This is a genomic window from Lewinella sp. (assembly GCF_050633125.1).
In the GTDB taxonomy this organism is placed as follows: Bacteria; Bacteroidota; Bacteroidia; order Chitinophagales; family Saprospiraceae; genus Lewinella.
Genome location: NZ_JBOEFX010000075.1, coordinates 63,058 through 75,063 on the forward strand (window position 1 = coordinate 63,058; position 12,006 = coordinate 75,063).

Annotated in this window: 9 protein-coding genes; 7 read left to right on the forward strand and 2 right to left on the reverse strand. The window is 45.8% G+C overall.

All coding sequences use genetic code 11. From position 1 onward, the window contains the following. Positions 1 to 209: 209 nt before the first annotated feature. On the forward strand, positions 210 to 842 hold the full coding sequence (locus tag ACRBG0_RS16375) for a hypothetical protein (RefSeq protein WP_431487944.1): 633 nt from the start codon (positions 210 to 212) through the stop codon (positions 840 to 842). Between the two features lie 136 nt (positions 843 to 978). Here ACRBG0_RS16375 and ACRBG0_RS16380 read toward each other — a convergent pair whose 3' ends face one another. Next, positions 979 to 3,426: an ABC transporter permease gene (locus ACRBG0_RS16380; protein WP_431487945.1), complete on the reverse strand. Its 2,448-nt coding sequence runs from the start codon at positions 3,424 to 3,426 to the stop codon at positions 979 to 981. Between the two features lie 289 nt (positions 3,427 to 3,715). On the opposite strand from ACRBG0_RS16380, the gene ACRBG0_RS16385 reads away from it, so the two are divergent. The 6 genes from ACRBG0_RS16385 (at position 3,716) to ACRBG0_RS16410 (ending at position 10,413) form a co-directional block, all read left to right on the forward strand. Beyond that, positions 3,716 to 5,842 carry a Tex family protein gene (locus tag ACRBG0_RS16385; RefSeq protein WP_431487946.1) on the forward strand — a complete coding sequence of 709 codons (2,127 nt, stop codon included), beginning with the start codon at positions 3,716 to 3,718 and terminating at the stop codon, positions 5,840 to 5,842. A 118-nt stretch (positions 5,843 to 5,960) separates the two neighbouring features. Continuing rightward, positions 5,961 to 6,575, forward strand: coding sequence for a tetratricopeptide repeat protein (locus tag ACRBG0_RS16390; protein ID WP_431487947.1), 615 nt, complete (start codon positions 5,961 to 5,963; stop codon positions 6,573 to 6,575). Positions 6,576 to 6,593: 18 nt separating this feature from the next. Further along, positions 6,594 to 7,874, forward strand: coding sequence for a sensor histidine kinase (locus ACRBG0_RS16395; protein WP_431487948.1), 1,281 nt, complete (start codon positions 6,594 to 6,596; stop codon positions 7,872 to 7,874). Positions 7,875 to 7,890: 16 nt separating this feature from the next. Continuing rightward, a complete protein-coding gene (locus ACRBG0_RS16400) occupies positions 7,891 to 8,634 on the forward strand; it encodes a LytR/AlgR family response regulator transcription factor (RefSeq protein WP_431487949.1) in 744 nt (247 codons plus the stop codon). Between the two features lie 148 nt (positions 8,635 to 8,782). Continuing rightward, complete coding sequence (locus ACRBG0_RS16405; protein WP_431487950.1) at positions 8,783 to 9,568, forward strand: hypothetical protein; 786 nt, start codon at positions 8,783 to 8,785, stop codon at positions 9,566 to 9,568. Between the two features lie 47 nt (positions 9,569 to 9,615). After that, complete coding sequence (locus ACRBG0_RS16410) at positions 9,616 to 10,413, forward strand: hypothetical protein (protein ID WP_431487951.1); 798 nt, start codon at positions 9,616 to 9,618, stop codon at positions 10,411 to 10,413. A 172-nt stretch (positions 10,414 to 10,585) separates the two neighbouring features. Here the strand turns inward: ACRBG0_RS16410 and ACRBG0_RS16415 are convergent, their stop codons facing one another. Further along, positions 10,586 to 11,797 carry a hypothetical protein gene (locus tag ACRBG0_RS16415; protein WP_431487952.1) on the reverse strand — a complete coding sequence of 404 codons (1,212 nt, stop codon included), beginning with the start codon at positions 11,795 to 11,797 and terminating at the stop codon, positions 10,586 to 10,588. Positions 11,798 to 12,006 lie beyond the last annotated feature (209 nt).

Consider the following 12,006-nt stretch of genomic DNA (forward strand, 5'->3'; position numbering starts at 1 on the left):
CTTCGGCCGCTGGCCTGCGCGCTAAGAGGATACATACGTAAACACACCTTCCTCATACCCCGCTGGCGGGGTCGACTTACAAAGTCGGGGGTGGTTATCCCACTGGCGGAGTCAGCTTGCAGCACAAGTACGCTCTACTTAAGAATTTATGTATTTTACCTTATTGTGCGACCAGTCGCATCACAACGATCACTTAAATTAGTGCGTTAATGTCTACTAATTCACTTCCGCTCTACCTAGTTGTTACTACCCTTCTGGCTTTCTTTACACCGATTGACCTAGCTGCGCAACCCGCCTATTCAGAAGAAAGTGATCAACTTTATGCCCGAGATTACTTACATCCTTTTAATACCTGGAGGTTTGATTTTGAAACTAGAAAGTCGATGTCAGAACAACTGATTTCTGAAGCACCTATAATCGTCAGAGGCATCATTGTTAGTGCAGAATATGTGATTATCAAGGACGAACTTCGCTATGAAATTATTTTAGACGTAAGTCACACTTACCGAGGTTCAGGCCTAAGCGATACTGTTATTATCTATAAAAATGTAGAAGAAATAGAAGGTATGCTTATCCGCGAAGGAAAGGTTCATTCTCTACAACTCCCCCATGCGTATGGTTTAAGAATCTATAAAAAACGCGAGCATATTTTCTTCTGCAAGAAAAATGAGGATAATATCTATGTGTTAATGACGCCTTATAGAACCACTCATATTCACAAAATGGACGCTAATGGTAGATCCTGGATTGGATTATTCGCCATGTGCTACAGAGATATAAATGATGTAAATAATCACTTGAGTCAGTTCGATGATATTAAGGTGCCTTTAGAAAAAGAGTAGAGACATTGCTTTGTGCAACGTTGCTACTTTATTCTCTTTATACAAACAATAGTTAATGTGCATCTAGTTGATAGCCAGCAATAAAAAGCACTGCACCTCTGCGTGAGACAGTCTATTTTGAGGAGCTTTCGGCCCCCTACGTTCCCCGCAAAGCATCCACCGGATTCCCCAGTGCTGTCCGCAGCGACTGGAACCCTACCGCCAATAGTGCCACCAATAGCAATACCCCACCCGTAAGGAAGAAAGTACCGATACTGATCGCTGTGGCGTACACAAACCCCTGCAACCACTGCTGCATCAGGTACCACGACAGCGGCAAACTGATCACCAATGCAATAAGAATCAGTTTACCAAAATCACGGGTAAGCAGCAGAAATAAGCCACTGACAGAAGCACCCAACACTTTACGAATACTTACTTCTTTCTGGCGTTGAAGCGCCGTGAAGGTCGCAAGTCCCAATAGCCCAATACTCGCAATCAGGATCGACAAAAAGGCAAAGAGCCGCGCCACTTTACTCATCCGAATCTCAGCCTCGTACATTTGTGAAAACCCTTCATCTAAAAAGGTATACTGAAAAGGTTGATGAGGAGCCAAGGCCTTCCATTTTTGCTCAATATCGGTAAGTAACCCAGGTAAGTCTGTTGGCGTCACGCGGGCAGCCACAAAGCGGGTGCTCTGACCTTGGTGCATCACCAACGGGTCGATTTTATGGTGGAGCGATTCAAAATGGAAATCTTTTACCACACCTACAATATTGTAGACATGAAGCTCAGATTGATCGCCGGCATCCTCGCCGAAGTTGCGGCTGATCTGTTGTCCAATGACGTCACCAGTAAGATGAAACTCGCGAATGGCAGCTTCGTTAACAATAACGTTGGTCGTAATTCCTGTTTCGGTCGTAGGTTCAAAGTTGCGACCTTCTACCAATTCAATATCTATAGTGGGTAGGTAATTTTCATCTACATACCATACCTGCATCATGTACAGCGCACTTTTATCAGGACTATTGCCCAAAAAGTAGCCACTCTTGTTACGACTGGAAGGAGTAGGCAAGTAACTGGTCGTCGCCAGATGTTTTACCCTTGCGTCCATCTCCAGCTGAGAAGCGAAAGCCGATAGTTGATCCCCCAAACCGTAAGCCCCATCTATGAGTAAAAGTTGCTCCTTGTTGTAGCCGAGTTTCTTCTCTTGTACAAATTGCATTTGTTGGTATACCGTCAGCGTTCCTACCAATAGTAAAGTCGTAATAGCAAACTGAAAGACCACCAGTGCGCCCCGCAATCCCGACTGGTGGCTTCTGCCATTGCCTTGTACACGTTGTTGAATGGCTTCGATCGGCTTGAATCCAGCCAAAACAAAGGAAGGATAAACACCTGCAAGCAAGCCAATCAGCGCTACCAGCGAAAAGCCAACAAATACCATCAGCGGTTGTTCGGCAAAGAAACCCATGCTGATGGATTTACCAGCCAGCTCATTGAAGTAAGGTAACGTAATCGCCATTCCAATTAGAGCGGTCCCCAAGGCCATAAAAGCGAGCAGGGTACTCTCTGACAGAAACTGCCCCATAAGCTGGCGTCGACCAGCACCTACGACTTTGCGGACACCTACTTCCCGGGAACGGGTAGACGCCCTCGCTGTCGCCAGATTGACAAAGTTGATGGCCGCCAACAACAGTATAAATAAGCCAACTGCACCAAAAATGTAAAGGTATTTGATGTCGCTACTAGGTCCGAGGTTCTCTTGGAATTCAGAATGGAGATAGATATCGTGCAGTGGTAAAATGGTAAACGCACCGGAATTACCAGCGGCAAGGAAATCATCGAAAGAGATTTTGAGGAATCGTTCCATTTCACTGCCCAGGTGTCGCCGAAGAAACTCCGGGAGTTTGGCTTCCACATTGGCAATGCTCGCTCCTTCACGAAGCAGGAAGTAGGTCTCGAAATTCATATTCGTCCACAAGGTTTCGCGACTTTCAGGAAGGGCAGCCATGGCTAAAAAGATGTCCTGCTGAATGGTGGAATTCTTGGGCAGGTCCGCCAAAACGCCATTCACGACGTAGTCCGATTCATTGTCCAATTGGATGGTTTTACCAATAGGGTTTTGATTACCGAAATACTTTTTGGCGATGGATTGGGTAACGATAGCCGTTCCTGCTTGTCGCAAAATACTGCTTCGATCACCAGCGATCAGCGTAAAGTCAAAAATATCCAATAACGTACTGTCTGCATAGACGACTTTGCTCTCCTGAAAACTTTGGTTTTCATAGCGAACGAGGTACTCTCCTGTTTCCCGAAAGCGAACAAAGCTTTCTACTTCCGGAAACTCTTCCTTCATTACAGCCCCTACTGGCGCGCCAAGTTGTGGCACGGTAAGGTCGTTTTCGCCCATCTTTCCGGTGAAATTCATGCGTACAATCCGTTCCCCTTTTTCGTGAAAACGATTAAAACTCAGTTCATCCTGAACGAAAGCCGCAATGAAAAGAAAACACAACATTCCACTGCTCAGGCCCAGTAAGTTGATGCCGCTATAGAATCGGTTCTTCCAAAGATTTCTTAAAGCGGTCTTGATATAGTTCTTAAACATAATGTCGGGTGATTTCAATTCTACCTAAAGACAGCAAGAGGTATGCCGCAGGCTTTAATACACTGGCAATCAAATATTTATTAAAAACAAAGGAAGATTGGATTGTACACTAACGTACAGTATTGTACGAAAATGGACAGTTAAGTTGCCAAAAGCGAATCAAAAAGAGAGGCTTATGTTTTCTTATATGCCCTTATATGGTTCATATTCAATTGCTATAAAGAATCCTTGTAACCGGTCATATTCTGCTCCCAATTCCCCATCTTTGCGTTCCCAAAAAAAGAAGTTCATGTCATCAGCGTTGATTAAGCGAATTGCAAAGGCGGTTAATATTTCGGAGAAGCAGGTAGCAGCAGCTTTGCGGCTGTTTGATGATGGCGCAACCATTCCTTTTGTTGCCCGTTACCGGAAAGAGGCTACTGGAGAATTAGACGAAGTAGAGTTGGCTGAAATCCAGCAGGAACACAAGCGGCTAACAGATTTGGAGAAGCGCCGCGAAACCATCTTGTCTGCCATTGCGGAGCAGGGCAAGCTTACGCCCGAATTGGAGCAACGTATCCGTAACACTTTCGACACCAATGAACTAGAAGATTTGTACTTGCCTTATAAACGCAAGCGCAAAACTCGCGCCAGCGTAGCTCGCGAAAGAGGCTTGGAGCCCCTCGCCCTCAAAATACTGGACCAGCGCCAGCAGCAGGGCATCGAAACGATGGCCGCAAGTTACTTGAATGACGATGTACCCACGGTAGAAGATGCATTGCAAGGCGCCCGCGACATCATCGCGGAAATAGCAAATGAAGACGAAAAAGCACGAAATACCGCACGGAAACATTTTCGGCGCAGCGCGGTCATTACCAGCAAGGTTGCACGTGGTAAAGACAAGGAAGCTGCTAAATACCAGGACTATTTCGACTACAGCGAACCACTGAGCAAATGCCCAAGTCACCGCCTGTTGGCTATCCGTCGTGGTGAAGAAGAGGGGCTTCTACGAGTCATCATTGCCCCCGAAGACGAATTGGTACTCTCCGACTTGGAACGTAGCTGGCTGGATGGTTACGGCGAAGCCAGTCAGCAGGTGAAAATGGCACTTCAAGATAGTTACCAGCGACTACTTGGCCCTAGCATAGAAACCGAATTTCGCAAACTGGCCAAAGACAAAGCAGATAAAGAGGCCATTGAAGTGTTTACCACCAACCTGCGGCAATTACTGCTGGCCCCTCCTTTGGGCCAACGAGCCACATTGGGCATCGACCCAGGGTTCCGAACAGGCTGCAAAGTGGTATGCCTCGATGCCAATGGCAATCTACTATACCACACTACGATCTACCCACACCCGCCTCAGAATAAAGATGCCGAAACCCGCTACATGCTGGAGGATATGGTCGACCGCTACAACATCGATGCGATAGCGGTAGGTAATGGTACCGCTGGCAGGGAAACGCTCAGCCTGTGCAGCAGCATCAATTTTGATCGCCGCGTGGAAGTTTTCTCGGTCAACGAAGCAGGAGCGTCTATTTATTCTGCCTCGGAGGCCGCAAGGGAAGAATTTGCCGAATTAGACCTTACCGTGCGCGGCGCGGTTTCTATTGGTCGCCGTTTAATGGACCCATTGGCCGAGTTGGTAAAGATTGACCCCAAGAGCATCGGCGTTGGCCAATACCAGCACGATGTAAACCAGACGATGCTAAAAGATAGCTTAGACCGCACGGTAGAAAGCAGTGTAAACGCAGTAGGGATCAACCTAAATACGGCTAGCAAACACCTGCTGACTTACGTATCCGGCCTTGGCCCCACGTTGGCCCAAAACATTGTGGACTATCGCCGAGAAAATGGCCCCTTCAAGTCGCGTAAAACCTTGAAAAAGGTATCCCGTTTAGGTGATAAAGCCTTCGAGCAAGCGGCTGGCTTCTTGCGCATCCGCGAAGGCAAGAACCCCTTGGACAATACAGCTGTTCACCCCGAACGCTACGCGCTCGTAGAGCAGATGGCCGCAGACCTGCGGGTGGGTGTAATGGATTTGATTCAACGGGCCGAGTTACGCAAACAGATTAATCTCCGCCAGTATATCACCGACGAGGTTGGCCTCCCCACACTGAAAGATATCCTCCAGGAATTGGCCAAACCCGGCCTTGATCCCCGAGGCGAAGCCAAATCTTTCCAGTTTGCCAACGTCAGCACCATTGATGACCTTCATGAAGGGATGCAATTGCCAGGCATTGTAACCAATGTGACCAATTTTGGTGCCTTTGTAGACATTGGTATCAAAGAAAATGGCCTGGTGCATATCAGCCAGTTGGCTGATAAGTTTGTAAAAAACCCAGCGGATGTCGTGAGCCTAAATCAGCAAGTGCAGGTTCGGGTAGTATCCATTGATCGGGAACGTAAGCGGATACAGTTGTCAATGAAGTCCAATTAGCAAGGCCTAGTTTTGAGCCTGTTGGGGAAATCTAAAAGAGGATTTAGTTTTTTAGACACTACTTAAATGTTATCTTCCCGTTAGTGACAACAACATCAATATTGCTGTAACTAAGGGTATGAAATCCATATACACCATAATACTCCTGCTACTCACTTCGGGTAGTGTTTATTGCCAATCAGAAGTTCTCGACAGCCTGGAGCAGGCGCTGGAGGTTGCTGGAGACCCAATAGACAAGTTGGTACTGTTGACTCAATTGAGTGTTGTAGCGAGTGATCTGGACTTGGAAAAATCCCTTTTTTATGCCGAGCAAGGTTTGCAAATTGCTAAACAATCTCAGTTAACTGCAAAGACAGCAGATTTTCAGTTTCAGAAAGGCGATGTTTTACAGATGATGGGAGCGTATGACTCTGCTCAATGGTATTTTTCTTCTGCTTATAAATTCTATGAGCAAGAGGAAGAAAAAAGCAAAGCTGCCTGGTGTTTACGACAGATGGGTTTTACTTACCAAAATCAAGGGCAGTATCAATTGGCTTTCGAGCACAGCTTGAATGGGCTTCAATATTACGAAGAACTTGGAGATGAAGAAGGAGTCGCAAAAATGTACCTCGGGCTAGCGGACATTCTTGGTTATTTAGAACAAGCAGATGAGGCGATTAACTATTGTTTACAAGCAATAGCGATGCTGGAGCAACAAGGCGACCTGGAAGGCTTAGCTGATGCTTATCAGTAAGCTGCTAACGCCTATATTTTGCCAGGGGATTACGAAAGTGCACTACAAATGGTCACCGAAGCTGTGACGATAAAGCAAAAACTTGACGCTCCCGAAATCGAGATGGCTAGCCTCGTGAATACACAAGCAAATGTACTGAAGCAGTTGGAACGTTACGAGGAAGCTTTAGTAGGGTATTTCAAAGCCATTAAAGTCGCGCGGAACTTGAGCTTCCCGCGAGGAATTAGCGCTACTGCTGCTAATATTGGTGACGTGTACCTCCGGCAAAAGAAATACGCTCAGGCTTTACCCTTTTTATTGGAAGGGGTTGCCCTACAAGAAGAACATGGCTACTCTTCCAATCTACCTGAAAATTATGACCACTTAAGTGAAACCTATAAGGCGTTGGGGGATTTTGAAAACGCCTTATTGTATCGTGAGAAGCAAGCTGATCTCAGTGCAGAGGCCCTTTCGCTAGAGAAAGACCAGGCTACGAGCGAATTGCGCACCAAGTACGAAACCGAAAAAAAAGAAGCCCTGATCTCTACGCAGGAAGAACGCCTGAATCAGCAGCGAACGGTTCAGGTTTTCGTTATTGGAATCGCGAGTTTATTGGGCTTAATCCTTTTTCTCCTCTACCGGAGTTACGGCCAGAAGCAATCTGCCAACCAATTGCTGGCAAAGACGAATGAGGAGCTGGGGCAAAAGATGGAAGAAAATGAATTACTGTTACAGGAAATTCACCATCGGGTAAAAAACAACCTACAGATTATTTCTAGCTTATTGAATTTACAGTCGGCTAGTATCAATGACCCAAATGCGTTGCAGGCAGTTCAGGAAAGCCAAAACAGGGTGCGCTCTATGGCCTTGATTCATCAGAAACTCTACCAAGGAAAAAACCTTGCGGCAGTAGAAATGAAGGACTATTTGGAAACCATGGGGCAGACAATCCTGGACACCTTCGGTAGTGCAGCAGCCAATGTTGCAATCAGGGTACCGATGGAACCTTTAGAGGTAGATGTCGACACGGCGGTACCTTTGGGCTTGATTGTTAACGAATTGGTTATCAATGCCTGTAAGTACGCCTTTCCTAATGAGCAGGAGGGAGAAATATCCCTCAGTTTGCAGCAAACCGATAATGGGCAGTACCAGCTAAGCGTTGCCGATAATGGTATCGGAGAGCAAGGTTTAGCCATTGAGAATCACAAGGGAACGGGTTTCGGAACACGTTTAGTCGAACTACTGACCCTACAACTCAACGGGAAGCTTTCACGCGATTATTCGAATGGGACATCGATCACAATTACTTATCCTATTTAAAATGGAAACAAGCCCTTTGAAAATTTTAATTGTCGAAGATGAGATGATCATCGCTGCCGATATTTCTTTAGCCTTGGAGGAAATGGGATACGAAGTCAGTGGTATTACGCCAAGAGGAGAAGACGCTATGAAAAACATCGAGGCTACCCGACCCGATATCGTTTTGATGGACATTGCCTTAAAAGGCGAGTGGAGCGGAATAAAAACAGCTCAAGCCATTCGCGATCAATTCAGCATTCCTGTTGTTTTCCTTACGGCCAATGCTGATGACCAACACTTTGAACAAGCAAAAACGGCTCACCCTTACGGCTTTCTTTCTAAACCTTTTCAACACAGGGATCTCAAACGGACGCTTGAACTGGTCGTACAACGCATCAGAAAGGAAGGAGGCCTCAATCAAAGCAGTAAACTAAGTGGCGATCAGGATAATTCCTTCATTCTCAGTGACAGAATATTTGTGCGGCACAAGGATCGCATGATCAAGGTCTACATCAGTGATATTCTTTTTGCGGAAGCCGATCGTAACTACTGCCTGATTCATACTGCTGAAAAAGAGTACCTGCTGAGTGTCCCCTTGCGGGTGCTGGAAGAAAATCTCCCCCCCGAACAGTTTATGCGAGTACACCGTTCGTACGTCGTCAACCTTAGTAAAATTGATGCGCTAACCGATAACCAGGAGTTTCTCGTGCTGGGCAATAAAAATGTGCCCATCAGTCGTCGTTTTAAAGAAGCAGTACTCAATCGCTTAAAGTTGATTTAACAGCGGCTCCTTACCATTTCCCATTCGGAATTTAATCCTCACCACTCGGAAGTCAGTAGCTACCGTTGGGGTAAAACTGCTGTCTTAGCAGCTCATTCTCGCCGAGTTTTGGAAGTGTAATCAAAATACATAACCAAAATTAGGGGCAATGACTAAGGCTATATTATCTATTCGTTTTAAGAACGGGGGGTATCAAATCAAAAACAAGAAAGTTGACATTGAAGTATCAGGGCCAGGCAAGGAGTTGGGCGACGAATTGGGTATAAAAATCAGTACTTACCTGATGGAAACGTTCAATGAGATTGTTGCTGCTAAAAAACCTTCCGCCAATCCTGGCGGCAATACTGGCAAGTTAGCAGAAGTGGCAGAAGTAGGAGGAAACATACTCATTGCTGCTGAAATAATTTCAGACATAGCTTTTCTCGTAACTGACATTGTAGACGTCGTTCGTTCTGCCAATACAACCACTTTCGTTTTTGTCAACGCAATTCCTGACTCCACCTTGCGTCTAGCTCATATTGAGCAAGAAAAAGGTGCATGGGTGGATGTTTCTGAAGCTACCATGCGGCAGGACAAAGCAGTGGTAGCAACCAACGAAGCAGCGGCTTTAGTCTACAGCTCTCAGCCTTACCGTAGCGGAGGATTGCAAAAGGGGCGCATTCTCCTCGGTCTGGATTTGCCAGGCGGGGAGTACCAAAAAGTGACCTTCAATTGGGATAATCCCTTAGGCCCTGATGGGCCTTATCGGCAAGCAACTTATAATGCGAGCCCAAATAAAGATGGAGCTGCAAATCACTACGCCTTCGCAACCGTCACCTCTTCCCACCCCAAGGGTAAGCATGGCGTAGAAAAATCACGGAATGATATTGTAACAGTAATGCTACTACCAACAGCAAAATTCTTTGCCTACGCTCAGCAACTTCAGCTTAGCTAAGCAGCTAAGAAAGAGTATTAATATTTTCACTTTTAAAATAACTTATCATGAAAAAGCTATTTTCTTTGCCTATTCGTATTCAAAATGGTCCAATGAAAGGGCGCACCTATAATGTAGATGTTCCGGTAACGGTCTCGGATAAAGATTTGACGAAGATCAATTTCGATGCTAGTTTTCTTACAGGAGGTTCTATTTTGGCCATAATGACCTCCCTGGCCACCGCTGGTGGCGCTGGAGGAGCAGCTGTGGCTACCATTGGTGCGGTGACCATCACTGCCGGAATTATTGGCTCGGCAGTAGGTATTGTCGGAGCAGTAGTAGCGCTGGGGGTCTTTGTACCAGCTTTGGTCAATATTATCCGCGAAGCTAATACCACCTCTATGGTATTACTCAATACAGTACCCAATTCAACCATGAAAATCACCAAAGTCGTCCAAGATGGCGGCAAATGGATTGATACAGATGAAGCTGCTATTCTCCGCGACGAAGCCCTGACCAATGAAAAGGAAGCAGCGGCCTTAATCTTCCGTTCGGAACCCTACCGAAGTGCAGGTCGTTCGAAAGGACACTTTGAAGTAGAGCTTACCTTTAATAAAAGCGGCAAGAAACAACATTTCAATGTCAATTGGGACAACCCTCTTGGGCCCGACGGACCAGTGCGCCAAGCCGTTTACAGTACCAGTTTACCCACCAATGTAAATGGAAATAGTTTCGCCTTTTCTCCTAAGCCAGAAGTACAGCACCCTTCTATTACTCGAGTGGGAGGTCGGAAAGAAGAAAAGAAACGCCACGATATTGTGACCTTTGTTATTGGTCCATCAGCGAAAGGTTTCGAATACATCTAGGAGAAAGACTTCGTAGCACAACAACCCATATTTTATCAGCCTTGATGGTTTCCTTAGGAAATTATCAAGGCATTTTAAGTGATCAAGGGGAATCAGAGAGTCACAGACATAAGATAGTATTCAATTATTCCTACATCGCTTTGATGCCTTCACTATGTGTAATTAGCTGCCATTACCAGCTATAGGCCATTTGCATTTGTAGCCGATAGGTGGTGTTTCGAGCGACATGTGCTCTTTCCGAAAAGGAATGGGAATACAATATATAATCACTGTCTATATTCTCATGTCGCAAATATTGGTGGGAAGATTCAACCCGAAAATTAAGGCCCAGGTGCAGGGTACGGCAAACACGAAACTGCGTACCCGTTTGGGCATAGTATCCAGATTCAGTAGCTACAATATTGGTAAATTCCTGCTTTACGGGAATATTGGGGATGGAGATAGGCCCCTGCAAGGTGATAACTCTGCGCGAAGCCAGTGGCGCAATAAAAACTGCTCCTAGGCCAAGGCGAAACTGTAGGCGCTTCTTGGGTGTTGTTGCAAAATTCAGCCCGGGATAAAATTGGAAGGCAGTATATTCAAAAGCTTCCCTTACTTGATAGGTGTTTCCAGGGTAGATTAATTTGCTATACCCTTGGTAATCACGGTTTATGAAAACAACATTTAGCTGGGCTTTGAGCCATGTCCGATAACGAAAGACCTGACGCTCGTAAAACAAGGACAAAGAAGGAGGATAAATAGGCCAATATCTACTGGGGTTTCCAGGGTAACCTCGGTTGCGATCATCGAATCTTGAATAAGGTTTTGCCGGCAAATTGTAAGAGATGCCTATCTGATTTATAAAGTTTGTCAGGGTTTCAATTGGAGCATGTTTTTCTGCACCAAGGCAATCGTTTATTTGCTGCGCTACAGCTACTGCCTGATAATCATTACGGATTCGTTTGGCAGGCTTGAACCCACGGCAGTTTTGCCGCAATATACTGTAACCCGCCTCCTTGGGGGTTAAGTGGTTTAATCGTTCCCATTGTTCGCCTCTCACAAGGTAATATTGCGGATAAGCCCACGACTGTATAACCTTATAAAGCCTCACCTCACCTTTGTAAAGCAGTTGCATAAATAGATAACGACTATTGTGGTGCCGCCGCTGGAGGATGGTATCACCTTTGTGAAGAACCCAGTCTACTCTTCCTGATGAAATAGCCACCTCGCCCGGGTTCTCTTTGTAAAAAACCAACTCGCTATCATCCGTTAATCGGGAGGGGATTTTTTTTAGCCTTCCACTGTCCATCACTCCATTGGTACTTTGCCATTGTACTGGCAGAGACCGCTGGCCAAATAAAATCGTCCCCAGCAGCACCAGGCCGCACAACAGTTGTAATCGCATGAGAAAGCGCTTTTTAGTATTTAATAAATCAGAGCAACCCAAACTAGACCTTTAATCCATCGAGGGATGCGGCCCGCTTCGCGTCCCTGGAGTAAAGGGTAGCGAGATAGCAATTCTACAAGGTATTTATTTCCAACATCGTTTTTTTTTTTGCAAAAGCTGGGAATTAGAAATTGCTCTACCCGTTCGTTTTCCCAACCCTATACCTC